This is a genomic window from Actinacidiphila sp. bgisy160, assembly GCF_965342435.1.
Taxonomy (GTDB): Bacteria; Actinomycetota; Actinomycetes; order Streptomycetales; family Streptomycetaceae; genus Actinacidiphila.
On sequence record NZ_CBDRCM010000029.1, the window covers coordinates 35745 to 54836 of the forward strand.

Genomic DNA, 19092 nt, shown 5'->3' on the forward strand with positions numbered 1-19092 from the left:
CCCTCATTGTCCCAGGGACGTCCCTCCCAGGCGGGCCAGCGCGGCGGCCGTGGAGTCGCGGGAACGCAGGTCCAGCAGGCCGTCGGTGCCGGCCATCCGGTGCCGGGCCTCCCGTCCGGCGAGCCGCAGCAGATCGGGCAGCAGATCGGTGCAGCGGTCGGCCACCCAGCGGGTACCCCTGGTCGCCATCCACCGCAGGCTCGCCGCGGCGCCCGGCCCCGGGCCGCCGGGAGTCGTGGCCGGCGGTTCGCCGTCCGACAGGCCGCGCGCGACCAGGAGCTGGTGGAAGGCCCGGGCCAGCAGCCGGTGCCCCAGCTCGCTGGGGTGCAGCCGGTCCGCGCTCCAGGCCGCGCGGTCGGCCACCCACGGATGGCGGGCGGCGTGCAGGTGCGCGGCGTCGTACCGCTCGGACAGGACGTGCACGACCTGGTTCAGCGCGGCCATCCGGCGGCCCAACGGGCGGGCGAGCGGCCACGGCAGGCCCAGCATGCGGCCGGGGTCCGGCAGGCAGGCGGTGAGCACCTCGGCACCGTGGGCGCGCAGTTGGGCCAGGACGGTGTCCAGGCGGCGGGCGACGGACTCGATGTCGAAGCTGCCGCGGAGCGTGTCGTTGGCGCCGATCACCACGGAGGCCAGGTGGGGGCGGTGGTCCAGCGCGCGGGGCAGCTGCTCCTCGACGACGTCCTTGGTGACGGCGCCGCTGCGGGAGCAGTTGAGCAGGCGTACGGCCGAGGGCTCGGCGGTCAGCCCCTGCGCCAGGAGCGGCACCCAGCCGCGCCATCCGCCGGCGACGGGATCGCCGAGGCCCTCGGTGAGCGAGTCGCCGAGCGCCGCGAAACGTATCTCCCTCGTGCCGGCCGGCGTGCCACCGGCCTGACCCGACGCCTCAGTCGACGCCTGAGTCGACGTCAGGGCAGAGGTCGGGGCCGGCATCCGAGCGGTGACCTGGGCCTGGGCGGGTGCCGTGACATCGGCGGGCGGGTGGGACGCGGGTCTGGCACGGCCGGGGACGGCGGGCGTCTCCGTGCCCGTCGTCATGGCGTGACCTCCGGGGCGGTGAGCCGGGGCGCGGCGTCGTGGGCGGCGAGGAAGGCGCTCACGGCGGTCGGCCAGCCGTAGCGCTCGGCCTGGGCTCGGGCGATGGCACGGCGCATGGGCTCGGGGCGGGACAGCAGGTGGCCGGCGGCGGCGGCGAAGGCGGGGCCGTCGTCGGTGGCGGCGGCACCGGCCGGGCCGAGGATGTCGGGCAGCGCGGACAGCGCGCTGGCGACGACCGGGGTGCCGCAGGCGAGGGCCTCCAGGGCCGACAGGCCGAACGTCTCCACCGGGCCCGGGGCCAGGACCACGTCGGCGGTGGCCTGGAGCGCGGACAGGGTGCGGCGGACGGGGACGTGCCCGAGAAAGGTGACCGGCAGCCGGGCCTCCCGGGCCCGCGCCTCCAGACGGGCGCGCATCGGCCCGTCCCCCGCGACGACGAGGACGGCGTCCACGCCCTGGTCCCGCATGTGGGCGAGCGCCTCCAGGGCGCGTCCCGGCCGCTTCTCGGGCGACAGGCGGGAGCACATCACCACCAGCACCTCGGCGTTGCCTGCGTACCGCGCGCGCAACTGCGGGTCGTGGTGCGCCGGGTGGCACGCATCGAGGTCGACGCCGAGCGGCGCCCGTACGACGTTGCGGGCCCCGATCCGCTCGAACTCCACGGCCGCCCAGGCAGTCGTGCAGACGATGCGCGAGTACACGCGCGCGCTGCGGCGGTTGAGCCGGTCGGCGGCGCCCTGGGCGAGACCGCTGGGCAGGCCCCAGGTGCGCAGCACCCCGTCGACGCTCTCGTGGGACACCATGACGGACGGCACCCGGCGGCGGCGCGCCCACTCCCCGGTCCAGCGCAGCGTCGTACGGTCGGAGACCTCCAGCCGGTCCGGGCGCAGGCCGTCGAGCACCGCCTCCAGCCGGGCCCGGCCGGCCAGTACGCGGTAGCCGCCGGTGCCGGCGACCAGGGGGCCGGGGAGGGTGACGACGCGGCCCTGGGAGGTCGTCTCGTCCTTGGCGGCGGGACCGGGGACGATCAGGACCGGCTCGTGGCCGGCCGCGAGGTAGCCCTCGCCGAGGTGGCGCAGGGCGGTGCGCAGGCCGCCGGAGGTGGGCGTGACGAAGTTGGCCAGCCTGACGATGCGCAGCGGACGGGTCATGCCGCCACCGCCGTACGGGCGTCGATCACCTGCGCGTAGTGCTGCAGGAGCAGGTCGCCGACGGCCTCCCAGGTGCGCGCGGCCACGTCGGCGCGCCCCTCGGCGCCGAACTGGTCGCGCATGGCCGGGGCGCTCGCCAGCAGCCGTATGGCGCCGGTGACGGCGTCCGCGTCCCCGGGCGGTACGAGCAGCCCGGTGCGGCCGTGGTCGACGAGGTCGAGCGGACCGCCGGCGGCGGGGGCGACCACGGGCAGCCCGCTGGCCATCGCCTCCTGGACGGTCTGGCAGAACGTCTCGAACGGCCCGGTGTGGACGAACGCGTCGAGGGAGGCGTAGATCCGCGCGAGGTCGTGCCCGGTGCGGCGGCCGAGGAACACCGCGCCCGGCAGCGCCTCGTGCAGCCCCTGGGCGCTGGGGCCGTCGCCGACGACGACCACCTTCACGCCGGGCAGCCGGCAGGCGCCGGCCAGCAGCTCCACGTGCTTCTCCGGGGCGAGGCGGCCGATGTAGCCGACCAGGACCTCGCCGTTAGGGGCGAGTTCACGGCGCAGCGCCTCGTCGCGGTGGGCGGGGTCGAAGCGCACGGAGTCCACGCCGCGCGGCCACAGGTGCACGCGCGGGATGCCGTGCGCCTCCAGGTCGCGCTGGGAGGCGCTGGACGGCGCGAGCGTGCGGTCGGCGGCCGTGTGCACGGCGCGGATGCGGCGCCACGCGGTGCTCTCGCCGCGGCTCAGGTAGGTACGGGCGTACCCCGCGAGGTCGGTCTGGTAGACGGCGACCGTGGGGATGTGCTGCCGGGCGGCTGCGGCCATGCCGCGCACCCCGAGGATGAACGGGCTGGCCAGGTGGACGAGTTGGGCGCGGTGCGCGGCGATCGCCGCCCCGGTCCTGCGGCCGGGGAGCGCCACCCGGACCTGCGGGTAGCCGGGCAGGGGCAGCGACGGCACGCGCACGACGGGGCACGGTTCGTCGCCCGGCGTGGAGTCGTGCGGGCCGGCCGGCGCGACGACCAGCGGCTCGTGGCCCCTGCGGACCAGGTGCTCGGCCGTGCGCAGCGCGCAGTGGGCCACTCCGTTGACGTCGGGTGGGAAGGACTCTGTGACGATGGCTACTCGCATACGGACGTTGTGGGCTCCCCGGGCGTTGTCCGGGTCACGTGGATCTTTCCCCTTGGGGAACGTGCCGTGAGCGTTGGCCCCGGATCGGGCCTTCCGACCGCGGCGCCACTCCCCCCGCGGGCGCGGACGCCGCCCGCCTGCCGCGGCAGGAGTCCGGCGCCGGGGCCTCCGGCGATGCGGCGGAGGAGGCGGCGCGGGCCCGGAGGAACGGGATCCCGTCCTCGGGGCAGGGCCCGCCGAGACGTCGACGAGCAGCCGGCCGACCTCGGCGCACTGGCGACTGCCGTGCCCCAGGCCCGGGACAACTCCCCGTACCAGCCGGCCGCCTGCGGGGTCGCCGACTTCGGCCGGTTCCTCCTGGCCGCGCGGGGCCAGGAGGCCGTGACAACCGCGGTCGCGGCTACCGGGCGGGGTCGCCGGAACTGAGGCGCCCGCGGACGGCGGTCTGGACCTCGGCCTCCTCCGCGGGATCGGCGGCGAGGCTGCGCAGACGGGCCAGGACGCGGACGTCCGCGGTCGTGGCCGTGCGGGCGGCGAGTTCGCGGGTGGTCTCCTCGCAGTCCCACAGGCACTCGACGGCGAGCCCGGCGCCGAAGCTGGGATCGGTGCGGGCGAGGGCGTGGGCGGCGACGCCGCGCAGTTGTGAGGAGCTGGTCTCGCGATAGACGTGGCGCAGGACGGGGGCCGAGCAGTCGATGGAGAGCCGGCCGGCTCCCTCGACGAGCACGACGAGGCCGTCGGCGTCGGCGCCTTCGCGCTGGACGAGGCGGCGCAGGGCGCCGAGGACGCGGTCGGCGTCCTGTTCGCCGCCCCGGCAGGCGAGCATGCGGGCGGCGGCCGCGCCGAGCACGTCCTCGCGGCGTGACCAGGCGCGGGCCCGGGTGAGGGCGGCGACACTGCGCATCCGCTCGAAGGACTCGACGGCGGCGCGGGCGACGAGCTCGGACGCACTGAGGGCGGCGGCCTCGATGAGGTCGAGGGCCGCGCGGTCCTGCCGGTCGGAGAGGTGGCGGAGGGCGGCCGCGCGGGCGGCGTCGGGGCCACCGCGGGCCGCCTCGACGAGCTCCTCGCGGTCCTCGGGGCCGGCGACGGCGGCCAGGCAGCGGGCGGCGGGGGCGTCGCGGTGCTGCGGTGGGTGGGCTGCCAGACCCTCCTGGGCCCATTCGAGCACGGCGCGCACGCTCCAGCCCGGGGTCGGCCCGGCAGGCCGCATCTGGCGCTGCCAGCGGTCGAAGGCGGTCTGTTCCGACGCCTTGCGCACGCGTTCGGAGACGGCGGGGTCCGGATCCTCGGCCCACAACCGCCAGGGCCGTGGCTCGTACGCCTCCCGGAGTGCGGCGGCCAGCTGGGCGTCACCCTCCGTGGTCCGCGGGAAGCGGGCGAGCACAGCCGGGCCGAGCGCACGCAGCGCCTCGTCGTCGTCACGTACGGCGAGCTCGTCCAGGGCCCATTCCCAGTTGCCGCCGGTGACGGCGTAGCGGCGCAGCAGCAGGGTGGCGTCCCGGCGGCCGTAGCCGGCGAGGTGGCCGAGGACGGACAGCGCCAGGCCGCAGCGGTGCTCGTCGGGGCTGACGATGTCGTCCGGGTGGAAGAGGTGCTGTTCGATCCCGTCGAGCGGGCCCTCGAGTTCCGAGAAGAGGCGCGCGTAATAGAGGGAGCGGGACTCCACGCGCCAGTCGTGACGGGGGTCGCGCAGGACACACTGCTCCAGCGCGGCGAGCGCGTCGGCTCGCCGCGCCGCGAGGGCGTGCAGGGTCCCGTCTCCGCGTCCTCGCTGGAGGAGGCCGAGAAGGGTACCGCTGGGCGCTATGTCGGGGTCGAACATGAGGTCAGCATCCGGTGCGGGGAGTTCGTTGGCAACGGGATTTTCCGTTACCGGCTGCGAGGTATCTTCGCAGATCGTCCCGGGTTCAAACCCTTTGCGTGACACCCGGGCGCCTCGCGAGCGCGCTCACGGGGCGGAGTCCCGCAGCTTACCCGGACCGAGGCATTCCGCCGAGTCTCCCGAGCTCGGCGGCACCCCAGGCTCCTGACATATGCCGGTAGCACCACCGGATCGGGTATTGCAGAAACCCTTACGGGCCATCACTCCTTGTGCAAGAGTCGTGACTGGCCCATCCGTACGGCCCCGTAGAGGCCGGCGCCCGGTTCGGAGACATGTTCGGAGAGCGTCATGCCGCCCCATTTGCATGAGGACCGCGCCACCGCGAAGCCTGAGCCCGGTACCGTGGACGCGCTCATCTCCCAGACCCGCCAGCTGCGCGGCAAGGTCGACGCCGTCCGCCGCGACGCCGCCGGGGAGGACGAGGAGGACCCGCGGCTGCGCTGGCAGCGCGCGCTGTGCGACCTCGCCGTCCACCAGCTCGACGACCTGGGCGCGCACCTCGGGCAGCTGCGTGACGGCCTCCCTGGTGACCGGGAGACGGCTGCGGAGCCCGGCGGCGCCGCCTGCACGGGACGGCCGGCCCGGGAGGCACCCGCCCCCGCACCGGCCCCCGCCGCCGTACGGGCCCTGGGACGGGCCGGCAGCGCGGAGTGGGACCTCGTCACGGACGGTGTCCAGTGGTCGGAGGAGCTCTACCGCATCTTCGGGCGCACCGGAGAGGACGGACCGCTGACCCTGGACGAGCTGCCCTCGTGGCTGTTCGCCGAGGACCAGCAGACCCTCACCGCGGCCGTGACCGGCTGCCTGGTGGACGCCCGGCCGATCGACTGCGAGTTCCGCATCGTCCGCCCGGACGGTGCCGTGCGTACGGTGCACATGGTGGGCGAGCCGGTGCTCGACGCCGCCGGCGCCACCGCCTCCATGTGGGCGGTGCTCCGCGACGTCAGCGAACTGCGCCGCAGCCAGCGGACGCTGCGCGAGACCCGTGACTCGTTGCAGCGCGAGCGGCAGATCGCTCGGACCGAGCGCCGGCTGGCGGTCGAGCTGCAGGAGGCCGTGCTGCCGCCGTGGCGCGGCTCCCTGCGGTTCCCGCAGGACGGCGGCCCGACCACGGTCGACCTCGCCGCCCACTACCTCCCGTCCGCGACCGGCGCCCTGGTCGGCGGCGACTGGTACGACGCGCTGCAGCTGCCCGACGGCTCCGCACTGCTCACCGTGGGGGACCTCACCGGGCACGGGGTCTCCGCCACCTCCGGCATGGCCATGCTGCTCGGCGCGCTGCGCGGCATGGCGATGACGGGGCTGGACCCGGCCCCGCTGCTGGGCGGGCTCAACCAGTTGCTGGACAGCTCCGCGCAGCCCGCGCTGGGCAGCGCCCTGTGCTGCCGCTACCGCCCGGAGGACCGCTCGCTGGTGTGGGCGCAGGCCGGACACCCCGCCCCGCTGCTGTTCCGCGAGGGGACAGGGCGACCGCTCGACGCGCCCGAGGGTGTGCTGCTGGGTGCCACGTCGGGCGCCCAGTACGGCCAGACCACCGAGTGCCTGCTCCCCGGCGACCTGCTGGTATTGCACACCGACGGCCTCCTGCCGCCGCGTTCGGGTTCCGTTGCGGCCTCGGACTCGGCCGAGGCGGTGCGACGCCTGCTGGAGCTCGGCCCGAGGTTCGCCCGGGCCCGTACTCCCCAGGAGTGCGTGCGCGTCGTGGTGGAGGAACTCGGCGCCCCCGAGCGCGAGGACGACGCCTGCGTGCTCATCGCCAAGTTCCACTGAGGTCCACGGGCCCGCGCCGTCACCAGCCCACGGCGTCACCGGCATACGGCGTCACCGGCAAACGGCGTCACCGGCAAACGGTCGACGTACCGGCATATCCATGTGTCGACACGAGGACGACATTCGGGAGAGCCGGCTCGTTCGGCGTCGAGTCGGCTGGTCCCGCCCATCCCCGTCGATGTCCGCTGTCCGCGTGCCCCGCGCCGGGCTCCGCTCAGATCACGGGGCCCTTGCGCCTGGGGCCGCTCGGCAGCGCGACCTCGATCTCCTCACGCAGGTCCTGGATCCTGGTGAAGTCGGAGTACCGCGCCGTCAGCCGGTACATCTCCCGCAGTCGGTCCCAGGTACGCAGCGACGAGTTCTGCCTTATGGTCAGCAGCGCCAGTCGCGCGTAGCGGTCCGCCTGCTCCGGGTCGTCGGCGATGAAGCAGGCCGAGGCCAGCGAGATGTAATCGAAGATGTTCGACCGGTCCCGGCCCTTGCCGCGCAGCTCCAGCGCCTGCTTGGCGTGCTGCTGCGCCGTCCGCGCCGCCAGGGGCTCGTACTCGGCGAGGGTGCGGTACGCGAGCGCCTGCATGCCGTGCAGATCGGCCTCGTCGAACATCTGCATCCAGCTCGGCGGCGGGACGTCGCCGCGGTCGCTGGCGAAGAGGTCCTCGGCCTTGCCCAGGGTGCGGCGCATCGCCTGGCCGTGGCCCATGGAGGCCTGTGCCCACGCCTCGATGGTGCAGAGCATGGCGCGGGTGCGCGGCAGCGCCTCCTGCCCGGAGCCGGACTGCGCCAGCTTCATCAGGTCCAGCGCGTCGTCCGGCCGGCCCAGGTGGACCAGCTGCCGGGCGGCGCGGGAGAGCGCCTCGCCGGCCCTGGGCCGGTCCCCGCCCTCACGGGCGGCGTGTGCCGCGATGACGAAGTACTTCTGGGCGGTGGGCTCCAGGCCCACGTCGTGGGACATCCAGCCCGCCAGGACGGCGAGGTTGGCGGCCACGCCCCAGAGCCTGCGCTTGAGGTGCGGTGGGTGGTGGTAGGCGAGCATGCCGCCCACCTCGTTGAGCTGTCCGACGACCGCCTTGCGCTGCAGCCCGCCGCCGCGGGACGCGTCCCAGGCGCGGAACACCTCGACCGAGCGCTCGAGCGCCTCGATCTCCTGGGAGCCGACGGGGGCCGCCTCGTAGCGGTCGTAGGAGGCCGCGTCTGCGTTGAAGGGGTCGTTGCTGGTGGGGGCGTCGGCCGCGAGCGCCGGATCGGTGTGCAGCCAGTCGTGCATGGCGCTGCTGAGTGCGGAACCCGCGGCGAGCGCGGCTCCCGCGCCCACCAGACCGCGTCGGTTGAGCATGAGGTCCATTCCCGTGAATTCGGTGAGGACCGCGGCTGTTCGCTCCGGTGGCCAGGGCAGTCCGTCGACGCTGACGGCCTGCTTCCTTCCCGTACGCCGATGCCGGCCGAACCCGAGATCCTCGATGGTTACGACACGGCCGAGACGCTCGGTGAACAGGGCCGCCAGCACGGTGGGCACGGGTTCGCGCGGGGATTCCCCGGTCTCGATCCAGCGGCGCACGCGCGAGGTGTCCGTCGCCAGCTGCGGGTGGCCCATGGCCGCCGCCTGCCGGTTGACGAGTCTCGCGAGCTCTCCCTTGGACCATCCGGTGAGTGCGAACAGGTCCGCTAGCCGTGTGTTGGCTTCCTTGTCCATCCAAGCCCCCAGGTTCCTCGGCACTGTTGACACTAACGGCCGGTCAGCGCCGCCGCGAGCATTCGCCATGGTTCGCCAGGGTGCGCCAGATGGTCTGCCACCCGCATGCGGTGGTCAGGTAGGAACGCGCCACCCGGCCCGGCACTCGCCGGCTCGCGAACGGTCGCATATGAACAACTTTCGAAAAACGCCGATCAGCGTTGAACAACTCGAGAGCCATGTGCGTACTGGTACGCGAGGGGCGTACGGCGCGTGGACAGTTCGGACCGCCGGCCCGGACCCGCATTCCCCAGGGTGCGGGACCGGACGCCGACCCCGGCTCCGGATCCGTCCACGCGCCGGCCCCGCCACCTCGTCAAGAGCCCGTTGGCACACGAAGGGATCTGTCTCCCCATATGTATTCAGCATCGTCCTCCGTGTCCGCACCGCCCCGGCCGGCCCACCTCCCGGCGTTCTCCGGGACCGGGACCGCCATACGTCCTCGCCCGGTGCTGCCCGCTCCGCGCAGGAGCGCGCCGGGGACCTCCCATCCGCTCAGCGGGAGGCTCGACTTGACCGGACCCCAAGGCGCGCAACTGCGCTCGGCCATCGCCTCGGTGCAGCGCATCTGTCCCGAGTTCACGCCCGTCCAGATGTTGCGGCGCAGCGGCCGCTCGGTGCTGCTGGTCGGTACCTCGGGGCGTGCCCCCGCGGTCGCCAAGTGCCTGCTGGACCACTCTCCCGCATGGGTGGAGCGGTACCGGCACGAGATCGCCGCGTACCGGGCGTTCGTACGGCACCGGCCGCCGGTCAGGGCGCCGCGCCTGATCGCCGCCGACCCCGAGAGCTGCACGCTCGTGGTGGAGCGGATGCCCGGACGGGTCGCGGCGCTGCAGCGGCACCCGTCCGAGGCCCCGCCGCGGGCGGACGTGCGGATGGTGCTCAGCGCGATCTCCCGGGTCAACATGTGGCGTCCGCCGGCCGGGGTCTTCGACGCCCCGATCGACTACGCGGCCCGGCTGTCCCGCTACCACGAGCTGGGACTGCTCACCGACCGGGACATGGGCGACCTGCAGAAGCTTCTGCACGGACTGGCGCACGCGCAGGGCCAGTTCAGCCACGGCGACGCCCTGCTCTCCAACATCCTGCTCTCCCCGGCCGGCCCGGTGCTGGTCGACTGGGAGCACGCCGGCTGGTACCTGCCCGGCTATGACCTGGCGGTGCTCTGGATGATCCTGGGCGACGACCCGGTCACCCGGCGGCAGATCAGCCAGATGGCACAGGCCTCGGGACCGATCGCGCGTGACGCCTTCCTGGTGAACCTGATGCTGGTGGTCACCCGCGAGATCCGCACCTACGAGACGGCCGTGCAGCGCACCATGCGCAGCACCGTCCCGGCGGGTCCGGGCGCGGCCGAGGCGGGCGAGGAGCAGCGACTGCTGCTGCGCCGGCTGCACGACGACGCGGGCCTCGCCCGGCGGGCCGTCAGGGCCGCCGTCGGCACGAGGTGATCCCCCGGCCGGTTCCCGGACGGAAGAGGAGGAGGGTGCGTGGTGGACGACGGCGCACCGCGGTCGCGGACCCGGGGACCAGGGGAGAGTCCTCCGGTGCCGTCGCGGTGCCGCCCGGGAGGCCGTACGGCCGGGGTGGCACCGCCGGTCGCCCAGTCCACTGACGCGCCGCAGGCCATGGCGCGGCGGGCGACACCTGTCCGTCCCGCGGTTCGACGGCCGTCCGGCTGTACACCGAGCCGCGCGAAGACGCCCCGCTCGTCAAGGACACCGGTCTGAACGGGGAGGCCCCTTCGACGACCGGGTGAACGACACCGGCGCCCGTGCCTCGACCGGCCGGCAGTTCGCGGTGGCCGAACGGCGCGGGGACTGACGGCGATCTGGTACCTCTGCCAGAAGGCCTGGTTCCACGAGCCCAGGGGACACCGGACCGCCCTGCCGGCCGCAGGCCGGCTGCTCACGCCGAAGGAGGGCCGCGGCGAGGTCCCGGTGTACGGGCGTGCCGACCCGGAGGCGTCCGCCTACCCGCCGGGCGTCCCGGTCCAGCCGGACTCCCCGCTGCCGTACAAGCTGCTCGCGGGCCAGAGCTAAGCGGTGGGCCGGGGGCCCCGGGGCGAGTGCTACCGGGCGGTCACCTTCGACGCCTCCCAGCACGCGGTGGTGCGCGGCAGGCAGCTCCACTACGAGATGCTGCACGAGATCCAGTTCGGCCACCGGTGGCCTGGGTCAAGGCCGAGGACGTGACCGTGCGGCCATCCTGGGATCCGTTCAGCCCTGCTGGAACATCTCCGCGGGGAGGGGCTTGAGCAACTGGTAGAGGTCGTCGGTGATCGGTCGGTCCCAGGTCGCGATGGTGACCAGGACGCCGTCGCTGCGGTCGAACTGCGTGCAGGCGATGCGCCCTTCGGAGAGCTTCACCTTGCGCACGATCAGCAGGTTGTCACCGTGCATGACCGGGGTCTCCTCGGTGCCGACGACCTCCACCGGCTCGTCGTTGCCGAGGGCCAGCAGCAGTTGCGCGACCTCGAAGGGGATCTGGCCCTCCTCGAGGTCGCGGGCCGGCGAGCCCTCGGGGAGGTTGCCGATCAGCATGGCGGGACCGCGCCCGCCGAAGAGGTCGTAGCGCAGGAAGATGCCCTGGCAGGTGCCGTCCTCCCCGGGCAGCAGCCCGGCGCCGAGTTCGCCCGGCCAGTCGCCCGGGTCCATGGCCAGGACGTCGAATTCCGGCCCTGTGGGCGTTGCGGCGCTGCGGCGGCGGAGGAACGACATGCGCCCATCGTACGGTCCCCGGGACGCCCGTGTGCCCGGGGTCGCACGGCTAGGGCGCCAGAGCCCTGGACAGGCCCGCCCGGTCGGTGCCGATCTTGCGGTAGACAGCGGAGAGCAAACGGGTGACGTTCTCCACGTCGGTGTCCAGACCTGCGGCGATGTGCTCGTCGTCCTCGCCTCGGGCGGCCCGGGAGGCGGCCGCCCGCTCCTGGGCGGTGAGGGCGTCGGTCTCGGTGGTGCGGAGCCTGCGGGGGCGCAGTCCGGCGGCGGCGAGCTCGTCGCGGGCGCGCTCGGCCAGTGCGTCGGCACCGCAGTGGACGGCGGTCTCCAGGCCCCGGTAGAGCTGTTCGGCCGCCTCGTGGAGCCGGGCCTCGCGGCGCAGGGCGGCACCGTGGTCGACCAGGGCCCGGGCCAGCTCGTAGCCGGCCGGTGAGCGCTCCAGGTGCGCGACGGCCTCGGTCAGCAGCTTGAGCCGGTCGGATTCCGCGGCCACCTCGGCGGCGACTCGCAGCGCCTGGCCGATCGCGGACGCGGTGCCGTACTGGCGGGCGCGTTCGACGGCGTCGGCTGCGGTGGCGCGGGCCCGCTCCGGGGTGTCCCGGGCCTCGGCGAGCGCGAGGTGGAGCTTCCACGCGGACCAGGCGGGGTTGCGCATCCCCCGGGGGTCGAGCCGGCGGCCGCATGCCTCGAGCTGGGCGATGGCCTCGTTGACCATGCCCCGGGCGAGCAGCAGCTCGCCGTGGACGGTCTGGGCGTCGGGGAAGGTGACGGCCGCCGGGAAGGGCTCGCAGAAGTCGTACTCCTCGGCGAGGGCCGTGGCCTCGCGGACCCGGCCGCGGGCGACCAGGATCTCGACGAGGATCGCCACGGTGTACCAGACGACCGGGGTGCCTCGGCCGACACGGTCGGCGAGCCGGAGGCCGTCGCGGGCGAAGTCCTCGGCCTCGGCGAGGCGGCCGCGGCGGTAGCGCACGTAGCCGAGCAGGGAGTAGCCGAAGGCGAGGTGGGCGCCGCGCCAGCCCTGGCGCTCGTAGTCGCCGATGCCGGTGGCGAAGAGCTCTTCGGCGCGTCCCGGCCGGTCGGCGTACATGTACGTCATCGCGACGAGGACCGGCACCTCGAATCCGAAGTCCTCGCTGGCCCAGGGCAGGCCGCCCATCAGGGCCCGGTCGGAGTGCCGCAGCGCGGTCTCGGCGGGCTCGCCGCGCAGGGTGGCGTCCCAGGCGCGCAGGCCGATGATGTAGCGCTCGGTCAGGTCGCGTCCGGTCAGCCGGTCGGCCAGGCGGGCCAGCCGGCGGGAGCGCGCCGGGGAGTCGGGTTCGTCGGAGCGGAAGGCGTCCCACATGAACTGCTCTTCCTGCATCCGCAGCCGGGCCCGCGCGTTGGTGGCGGTCCGGGCGGCCTGCCCGACGGTGTCCGCGGCCTCGCCGAGCCGGTCGGAGTGGGCCAGGGCCTGGGACAGCCGGTAGGTGATCGCGTCGCGCAGCACCGGGTCGACGACGGGCTCCTCGAGCGCGGCGCGCAGGTGGTTGACGGTGGTCGCCGGCTCGGTGAGCAGGGAGGAGCAGCCCAGCTCGAACAGCACGGCCGCCCGGTCCTCGAACGGGGGCGGCTCGCGCAGCGCCCGCGCGAGGTAGCGACGGGCCGCGTCGGGGGCGCCGGCCCGGGCGGTGTCGCGGGCGGCCTGGCGCAGTTGGGCGACGACCCAGGGGTCTCCCTCGGGGTGGGTCTCCAGCAGGTGGCGGGCCGCGGCGGAGGGGCCGAGCCCGGCGTCCACGACGGACCAGGCGGCCTGGCCGTGCAGCGCGACCCGGACGGCGTCGGGGATCGCCCGGTAGACGGCGGTGGCGATGAGGGGGTGGACGAACTCCAGGACGTCGCTGCCGGTGAGTATGCGGGCCTTGCGCAGCCGGTCCGTGGCGTCCGCGGCCTCCTCGCCGCCCAGGCCCGCCACGCTCGCGGCGATCGCGGGAGAGATGGAGGTGCCGAGGACGGCGGCGGCCCACGCCATGCGGACGGTGGAGGTGCCCAGGCGTTCCAGGCGGGAGATGAGTCCGCTGCCCTTGGCCGCCGCGGCCAGGTCGCGCAGGAGGTGCGCGCTGGACTCGTCGGGGCGCAGTGCCCGGTCGACGACCTTGGCGGTGAGTTCCACGGCCTCGAAGGGGTTGCCGGCGGTGACGGCCCAGGCCTCGCGGCAGAAGGCGTCGTCGGCGTGGTCGCCCACGGCGTCGCGGACGAGGCGGCCGATGGCGGCGGCACTGAGCGGTTCCAGGCCGATCGGGCGGGTGCCGGAGCGGTCGGGAAGTCCGCGGAACGCCTCGGCGTGGGCGGGGAGTTCGTCGGGGCGGTAGGCCACGACGACGAGCATGGGGAGTTCCTCCGCGCGCGGCGCGAAGGCCGCCAGCCAGCCCAGGGACTCGGGGTCGGCCCAGTGGGCGTCGTCGAGCACGAGGACCACCGGGGCACGCCGGACGGCGATGTGGGTGAGCACCCAGTCGAGTCCGTCCGCGAGGCCCTGCGGGTCGGGGGGCGCGCCCTCGCCGTCGGTGCACAGCCCGAGGGCGGGGCCGACGATGCCGTACCAGCTGCCGAGGGTGGAGCGGAGCGCGGCGTCGCCGGCTCCGGCGAGCTGGGGCTGGAGCAGCTGGCGGGCCACGTGGAAGGCGACGCCCTGTTCCTGATCACCCCCGCGGGCGTACAGAACGGTGCAGCCGAGGGCGGAGGCCCGGCGCCGGGTCTCCGCGAGCAGGGTCGTCTTGCCGAGGCCCGCGGGGGCCGCGAAGGCGAGCACCCCGCCGCGCCGTGTGCCGACCCGGGGGCGGTCCCCCTCGGCCCGGATGCCCGTGAGTTCGGCCAGCGCCTCGTCGACGGCCACGAGCTCGGCCTCGCGTTCGAGGAGCGGCCGCCGGGACTTCGGCGTGCGCCGCGCCATAGTGCACCCCCTGCCCCTGATCCGGCGCACGCCGGGAGCGCGCCGGTGATGCTCGGACACTTGTCCGATGGCACCTCAGCGTACGCCACCAGGGACCCTGCGTGAGTGGAGACATGTGAACTGATGACGGCTGTTCACAATCGTTCGGGGAATGATCGACCGTGCTCGGTCAAGCCCGCCCACATGCGAGAACACCACGCAGTGATGCCTCCGGCACATGCCACACGACGACGACATGACAGCCCGTCGGTTGCGTTCCCCGGGGGACGTACGCGGGCGCGGGGACGGGCGGCCGAGGCGGCCGCGTCACGCCCGGTGGGTCCGCCGGCGGCCCTCCGTCGCGGACGGGGGCGGGCCGCCGGGCGTGCCCGTGGTCTTCCCTCAGGTGAGGTCGAACTCGCCGTCGCGGGCCCCGAGGACGAAGGCCCGCCATTCCGCCGGGGTGAAGACCAGCGAGGGCCCCTCGGGGTTCCGGCCGTCCCTCATGGCGATGTAGCCCTCGACGAAGGCAATCTGGACGTCTCCCGTGCCCTGGCTGCTCGACTGCCATGTCGCGTTGGCCAGATCAAGCTGCGGCTTCTTCCCGTTGGCCAACGGCGATCCGATCGTGCTCTCGGCCACGTCCGTTCTCCTCCCGACTCCGTCGTCCGGGCCAGCCTAGCGACCGTGCAGGGGCCCGGACAGGTCATGGAAGAACCTGCCCGGGCCCGGCACCGGTTCATGCCCGCTTCACTCTCCGGGGTGCCTCGATCCGACCACCCGCGTGGAAAGGACTGCGAACCCCCACCGTACGCGGCCTCGGCGAAGCGGATCATCCCCGAGGAACCGATCGGGTCGCTGGACGGCACACCACCCGAAGGGCTGATGGGCAGGTCGCCGTCGAGCTCCGTCACCCCGGACCCGGTGAGCTTCCAGCCCTCGCCCTCCTGGGCGAAGCCGAGGTTCTCCAACCCCATCGGCTCGTACCAGGGGGCCGGCTTCAACGTGCCCTTGGCGTCGCAGTTCCCCCTGGTGGCCGTGCGGCCCGGTGAACGCGTTCGCGTGGTCGCGGTGGAGCGGGACGGCAGGGCGGGCGAGGGCGTCGAACTGCTTCCACCCGCTGGATGAGCGCGGTCCGGCACACGATCGACGAACGGCCCTGCGCACCGGCGGCCCTGGTACTTAGGGTGTGCCCATGACGCATCTGGACGCCCAGCGCACCGCACTTGTAGTGATCGACCTGATGGAACGCATCGTGGAGCTGCCGTTGGCCCCGCGCTCCGGTGAAGAGGTCGTTCTGGCCTCGCTCGGACTCGCGACGGTCTTCCGCGAGGCGGGGGCGCCGGTCGTGCTGGTGCGCGTGGAGCGCCCCGGGGTCGACGAGCAGCCGCCGGGGAGCGAACTGGTCGCGGGCCTGGAACGGGAGGGCGACCTGGTGATCGTCAAGCGGGCCGTCGGCGCCTTCCACGGCACTGGCCTGGACGGGGAGTTGCGGTCGCGCGGCGTCGACACCCTCGTGATCGCCGGCATCGCGACGAACATGGGCGTCGAGTCCACGGCCCGCGCTGCCTCCGACCACGGGTACGAACTCCACTTCGCCGAGGACGCGATGACCGCTCTCAGCGGCGCGGAGCACGAGGCCGCCGTGACGCTCTCCCTCCCGCGCTTCGGGACCGTGGCGCCGGCCGCGGAGCTGGCGAAGGCGCTGTGGAGCTGATCGGCGCGGGTCGCGAGGCCGACGTCTACGCCCTCGACGGCGTGCGGGTCCTGCGCCGCTACCGGCACGGGCGTGCCGCCGGAGAGGAGGCGCGGCTGATGGCCCATCTGGCCGGCCTCGGGGTCGCCGTGCCGCGGGTACACGACGTGACCGGCGCTGACCTCGTCATGGACCGCCTCACGGGTCCCACGATGGCCCAGGACCTGGCCCGCAGGCCCTGGCGGGCGTACGCCCACGGCGGTCTGCTGGCGGCGCTGCAGGCCTCCGTGCACGCCGTCCCGGCACCGGGCTGGCTCCCGCGCCGCTACGCCGGTGGGGGTCCCGGCTCCGATCGCGTCCTCCACCTGGACCTGCACCCGGAGAACGTGATCCTCACCCCGGACGGCCCGGTGCTGATCGACTGGAGCAACGCGGCGGCCGGCGACCCTGCCATCGACGCCGCGCTCACCGTCGCCATCCTGCGCGGCGTCGTCCTGAGCCGGGCGCGGAGCGCCGGACTGCGGGTGTTCCTCGCCGGCTTCCTGCGCGCCTGCGCTGCGGACCCCGCCCCGCGCATGGCCGAGGCGATCACGGCCCGCCTGGCGGACCCGCGCCTGCTGCCCGTGGAAGAACGACGGCTCAGGCGCTTCGCCCGCCGCGCACCGGGCGGCAATTGACTCGCGGACCGGCGGGACGGCCGCCTAGCCTGGCGCGATGGACCACCAGGTGATCGTACTCAACGGCGGCTCAAGCTCTGGCAAGTCGGGCATCGCGCGGTGCCTGCAGGCGGTGCTGCTGCCGGAGACGTGGCTGACGTTCGGCACGGACACGCTCGTCGACGGTCTCCCCGCCGGGCTGCGCGGCTCCGGGTCCGGCGCGGGCATCGGCTTCGGTGCCGACGGCGGCGTGTCGGTCGGCGAAGCCTTCCGGGCCCTGGACGAGGCCTGGGCGGCCGGCATCGCCGCCATGGCGCGGGCCGGTGCCCGGGTGGTCGTCGACGAGGTGTTCCTCGGCGGTCCCGCCTCGCAGGAGCGCTGGCGGCGGGCCCTGGACGGCCTTCAGGTGCTCTGGGTCGGCGTCCGCTGTGCGCCCGAGGTGGCGGCCGGCCGGGAGACCGCCCGGGGCGACCGGATGGCGGGCATGGCCGCGGCGCAGGCTGAGGCGGTTCACCAGGGCGTCGTCTACGACATCGAAGTGGACACGACACACACCGAGTCGATGGAGTGCGCGCGGATCATCGCCGCTCATGTGTGACCCATGTGACGGCCGTGACCGCTACGGAACGGCGGGGCCTGTGCTTTCGTGGCGGCATGCGCCTGCACCTCTGGAACCCGGGCCCCCTGTGGCCGGGACGCCGTGCGCAGCACTTCGCCCGGGGCTGTCGCCGGGGCTGCTCCCATGGCCCTGCACGACCCGGCGAGCGGCCCCACCCCGCTCGTCCTCCCCCAACCGCGCGCACTGGTCCGCGGCTACGCCGCCGTCGAGCCCGCGTCCACCTCGGCCGTCCACCTGCCCGACCGCCGCCGGCACACGCCTGCACCAGGACCCCTGTGTGGGCGTCTGGCTGATCACCTGGCCGCGCGGCACCTCCACGGAGCTGCACGACCACGCGGGTTCGCTCGGTGCCCTGACCGTCGTCGGCGGTACGCTCACCGACCGGGGCCACGACCGCGTCGCGACCCGTGAACTCGCCGCAGGCGGCGGCGCGGCCGCCACGCCCGCGGTGAGCGTGCACACGTACTCGCCACCCCCAAGGCGCTGTCCCATTACGCGGTCGGCGACGCGCGCTCCCCGCGCCGCACGCGTACCGTGCTGACGGACGAGCCGGAGCCCCCCGCGGTGCCCGCGCCGTCCCCCTGTCACGCGCCCTGTCACGCGCCCTGTCCGTGACCGCGTCCGTGTCCACGACCGCTCCGGAGGCCGTCCGATGAATCCGTCCACCACCGTCAGGTCCGGCATCGACCGGCTGCTCTACCGCGCCCGGGCCCGCCTGCAACGGGTCGGGCCCGAGGACGCGGCGGCCGAGATCGCCGCAGGTGAGGCGCTGCTGGTCGACATCCGCCCGGCGGCGCAGCGGGCTCTGGAGGGCGAGTTCCCGGACGCGATGGTGATCGAGCGCAACGTCCTCGAATGGCGGCTGGACCCGCTGAGCGACGCTCGCGTCCCCGAGGCCACCGGTCCGGGCGTGCGCTGGATCGTGGCGTGCTCCGAGGGCTACACCTCCAGCCTGGCCGCCGCCTCGCTGCTGGACGTCGGCCTGACCCGGGCCACCGATCTGGAGGGCGGTTTCCAGGCGTGGCAGCGGGCCGGGCTGCCGGTCAGGGGTGGGACGCCGGAAGGAACGCCCTGACCTCGGCGAGGAAGTCCGCCGGGCGCTCCTGGTGGACCAGGTGCCCCGCCTCCAGGGTCACCAGCCGCGCCCCCGGCACCCGGGCCGCGACGGCCGCGATCCCGTCCTGCGGGATGTGGCTGCCCGCTCCGCCGGCGAGGACGAGGGTGGGGCAGTCGATCGTCGCCAGCAGGTCCCACCAGCCGGGGTCGGGGGCGTTGCGCCAGCGGTTGACGGCCGCGATGACCCGCCAGTCGCAGGGCTCGTCGCCCTCGGGGCCGGACGGCACGACCCGCGGCGGCACCTCGGGGTCCGGCGGCACGGGCTCCTCCAGGACGAGGGCGGTCAGCCGGCGCGACCGCTCCGCCGCCACCAGGTAGGCGACGACCGCGCCCATCGAATGCCCGGCCAACGACACCGGTTCCGGGCCGAGGGTGTCCAGGAACGCCACGACGTCGTCCCGCATGGCCTCGAAGGCGTACTCGCCCGGCCAGTCGCTGGCCCCGTGGCCGCGCAGGTCGGGGGCGTACACCCGGTGGGTCGCGGCCAGCGCGGGCGCGACCGGTTGCCAGTCGGCGCCGTCCGAGCCGCGTCCGTGGAGCAGGACGAGCGGCGGCGCGTCCGGTTCGCCCCAGGTGCGGTAGGCCATCCGGATGCCGTTCACGTGCAGGGTGCGGAGATCGCTCACGCGGGCGACGCTACCCGCCGGCGGCGGATGTCACTCGTCCGGGCGACGGCCGTCCCG

The 19092-nt window shown here is 74.7% G+C and carries 16 protein-coding genes and 2 pseudogenes; 8 read left to right on the plus strand and 10 right to left on the minus strand.

The genetic code is table 11. The features are described from left to right. Window positions 1-3: 3 nt before the first annotated feature. From ACRWNP_RS22295 to ACRWNP_RS22310, 4 genes are all read right to left on the minus strand, one after another. Window positions 4-1038 carry an SGNH/GDSL hydrolase family protein gene (locus ACRWNP_RS22295; RefSeq protein WP_431964026.1) on the minus strand — a complete coding sequence of 345 codons (1035 nt, stop codon included), beginning with the start codon at window positions 1036-1038 and terminating at the stop codon, window positions 4-6. Then, window positions 1035-2189 carry a glycosyltransferase gene (locus tag ACRWNP_RS22300; protein ID WP_431964027.1) on the minus strand — a complete coding sequence of 385 codons (1155 nt, stop codon included), beginning with the start codon at window positions 2187-2189 and terminating at the stop codon, window positions 1035-1037. The genes ACRWNP_RS22295 and ACRWNP_RS22300 overlap by 4 nt, the downstream gene beginning before the upstream one ends. Next, window positions 2186-3307: a glycosyltransferase family 4 protein gene (locus tag ACRWNP_RS22305; RefSeq protein ID WP_431964029.1), complete on the minus strand. Its 1122-nt coding sequence runs from the start codon at window positions 3305-3307 to the stop codon at window positions 2186-2188. Before ACRWNP_RS22305 ends, ACRWNP_RS22300 begins: the two co-directional genes overlap by 4 nt. Before the next feature lie 400 nt (window positions 3308-3707). After that, window positions 3708-5132, minus strand: coding sequence for a HEAT repeat domain-containing protein (locus ACRWNP_RS22310; protein ID WP_431964031.1), 1425 nt, complete (start codon window positions 5130-5132; stop codon window positions 3708-3710). A 348-nt stretch (window positions 5133-5480) separates the two neighbouring features. Between ACRWNP_RS22310 and ACRWNP_RS22315 the strand changes: the two genes are divergently transcribed. After that, window positions 5481-6962 carry a PP2C family protein-serine/threonine phosphatase gene (locus ACRWNP_RS22315; protein ID WP_431964033.1) on the plus strand — a complete coding sequence of 494 codons (1482 nt, stop codon included), beginning with the start codon at window positions 5481-5483 and terminating at the stop codon, window positions 6960-6962. Window positions 6963-7176: 214 nt separating this feature from the next. On the opposite strand, the gene ACRWNP_RS22320 is transcribed toward ACRWNP_RS22315, so the two are convergent. Continuing rightward, a complete protein-coding gene (locus tag ACRWNP_RS22320; protein WP_431964034.1) occupies window positions 7177-8652 on the minus strand; it encodes a DNA-binding protein NsdB in 1476 nt (491 codons plus the stop codon). 395 nt (window positions 8653-9047) lie between these two features. Here ACRWNP_RS22320 and ACRWNP_RS22325 point away from each other — a divergent pair, with 395 nt between their 5' ends. Together ACRWNP_RS22325 and ACRWNP_RS22330 are read left to right on the plus strand one after the other, a co-directional pair. Next, window positions 9048-10142, plus strand: a complete 1095-nt coding sequence (locus ACRWNP_RS22325) for an aminoglycoside phosphotransferase family protein (RefSeq protein WP_431964036.1) — start codon at window positions 9048-9050, stop codon at window positions 10140-10142. A gap of 185 nt (window positions 10143-10327) precedes the next feature. Next, a pseudogene (locus tag ACRWNP_RS22330) lies at window positions 10328-10948 on the plus strand (N-acetylmuramoyl-L-alanine amidase); the annotation flags it as partial. Here the strand turns inward: ACRWNP_RS22330 and ACRWNP_RS22335 are convergent. The 4 genes and pseudogenes from ACRWNP_RS22335 to ACRWNP_RS22350 form a co-directional block, all read right to left on the minus strand. Then, entirely contained in the window at window positions 10911-11411 is a 501-nt protein-coding gene (locus ACRWNP_RS22335; protein ID WP_431964038.1) for a hypothetical protein, read from the minus strand. The pseudogene ACRWNP_RS22330 and the gene ACRWNP_RS22335 overlap by 38 nt on opposite strands. Window positions 11412-11460: 49 nt before the next feature. Then, complete coding sequence (locus tag ACRWNP_RS22340; protein WP_431964040.1) at window positions 11461-14343, minus strand: ATP-binding protein; 2883 nt, start codon at window positions 14341-14343, stop codon at window positions 11461-11463. Between the two features lie 381 nt (window positions 14344-14724). Next, window positions 14725-14964 (minus strand): DUF397 domain-containing protein, encoded by a 240-nt coding sequence (locus ACRWNP_RS22345; protein ID WP_431964042.1) that lies wholly within the window; start codon window positions 14962-14964, stop codon window positions 14725-14727. A 146-nt stretch (window positions 14965-15110) separates the two neighbouring features. Next, a pseudogene (locus ACRWNP_RS22350) lies at window positions 15111-15377 on the minus strand (thiolase C-terminal domain-containing protein); the annotation flags it as partial. 140 nt (window positions 15378-15517) lie between these two features. Here ACRWNP_RS22350 and ACRWNP_RS22355 point away from each other — a divergent pair. The 5 genes from ACRWNP_RS22355 (at window position 15518) to ACRWNP_RS22375 (ending at window position 18368) form a co-directional block, all read left to right on the plus strand. Then, window positions 15518-16039: an isochorismatase family protein gene (locus ACRWNP_RS22355; RefSeq protein ID WP_431964044.1), complete on the plus strand. Its 522-nt coding sequence runs from the start codon at window positions 15518-15520 to the stop codon at window positions 16037-16039. Then, the gene (locus ACRWNP_RS22360; RefSeq protein WP_431964046.1) at window positions 16030-16695 is read left to right on the plus strand and encodes a phosphotransferase; all 666 of its coding nucleotides are present in this window, start codon (window positions 16030-16032) and stop codon (window positions 16693-16695) included. Before ACRWNP_RS22355 ends, ACRWNP_RS22360 begins: the two co-directional genes overlap by 10 nt. 37 nt (window positions 16696-16732) lie before the next feature. Next, window positions 16733-17272: a chloramphenicol phosphotransferase CPT gene (gene cpt / locus ACRWNP_RS22365; protein WP_431964048.1), complete on the plus strand. Its 540-nt coding sequence runs from the start codon at window positions 16733-16735 to the stop codon at window positions 17270-17272. A gap of 298 nt (window positions 17273-17570) precedes the next feature. After that, window positions 17571-17834 carry a hypothetical protein gene (locus ACRWNP_RS22370; protein ID WP_431964050.1) on the plus strand — a complete coding sequence of 88 codons (264 nt, stop codon included), beginning with the start codon at window positions 17571-17573 and terminating at the stop codon, window positions 17832-17834. A gap of 111 nt (window positions 17835-17945) precedes the next feature. Continuing rightward, a complete protein-coding gene (locus tag ACRWNP_RS22375; protein ID WP_431964052.1) occupies window positions 17946-18368 on the plus strand; it encodes a rhodanese-like domain-containing protein in 423 nt (140 codons plus the stop codon). On the opposite strand, the gene ACRWNP_RS22380 is transcribed toward ACRWNP_RS22375, so the two are convergent. Then, complete coding sequence (locus ACRWNP_RS22380) at window positions 18337-19035, minus strand: alpha/beta fold hydrolase (RefSeq protein ID WP_431964054.1); 699 nt, start codon at window positions 19033-19035, stop codon at window positions 18337-18339. The genes ACRWNP_RS22375 and ACRWNP_RS22380 overlap by 32 nt on opposite strands. Between the last annotated feature and the right edge of the window lie 57 nt (window positions 19036-19092).

Coding starts and splice junctions, on each gene's coding strand:
- ACRWNP_RS22295 (WP_431964026.1), bottom strand. CDS start 1,038: ATGACGACGGGCACGGAGACGCCCGCCGTCCCCGGCCGTGCCAGACCC.
- cpt (WP_431964048.1), top strand. CDS start 16,733: ATGGACCACCAGGTGATCGTACTCAACGGCGGCTCAAGCTCTGGCAAG.
- ACRWNP_RS22300 (WP_431964027.1), bottom strand. CDS start 2,189: ATGACCCGTCCGCTGCGCATCGTCAGGCTGGCCAACTTCGTCACGCCC.
- ACRWNP_RS22355 (WP_431964044.1), top strand. CDS start 15,518: ATGACGCATCTGGACGCCCAGCGCACCGCACTTGTAGTGATCGACCTG.
- ACRWNP_RS22340 (WP_431964040.1), bottom strand. CDS start 14,343: ATGGCGCGGCGCACGCCGAAGTCCCGGCGGCCGCTCCTCGAACGCGAG.
- ACRWNP_RS22320 (WP_431964034.1), bottom strand. CDS start 8,652: ATGGACAAGGAAGCCAACACACGGCTAGCGGACCTGTTCGCACTCACC.
- ACRWNP_RS22305 (WP_431964029.1), bottom strand. CDS start 3,307: ATGCGAGTAGCCATCGTCACAGAGTCCTTCCCACCCGACGTCAACGGA.
- ACRWNP_RS22310 (WP_431964031.1), bottom strand. CDS start 5,132: ATGTTCGACCCCGACATAGCGCCCAGCGGTACCCTTCTCGGCCTCCTC.
- ACRWNP_RS22375 (WP_431964052.1), top strand. CDS start 17,946: ATGAATCCGTCCACCACCGTCAGGTCCGGCATCGACCGGCTGCTCTAC.
- ACRWNP_RS22315 (WP_431964033.1), top strand. CDS start 5,481: ATGCCGCCCCATTTGCATGAGGACCGCGCCACCGCGAAGCCTGAGCCC.
- ACRWNP_RS22335 (WP_431964038.1), bottom strand. CDS start 11,411: ATGTCGTTCCTCCGCCGCCGCAGCGCCGCAACGCCCACAGGGCCGGAA.
- ACRWNP_RS22325 (WP_431964036.1), top strand. CDS start 9,048: ATGTATTCAGCATCGTCCTCCGTGTCCGCACCGCCCCGGCCGGCCCAC.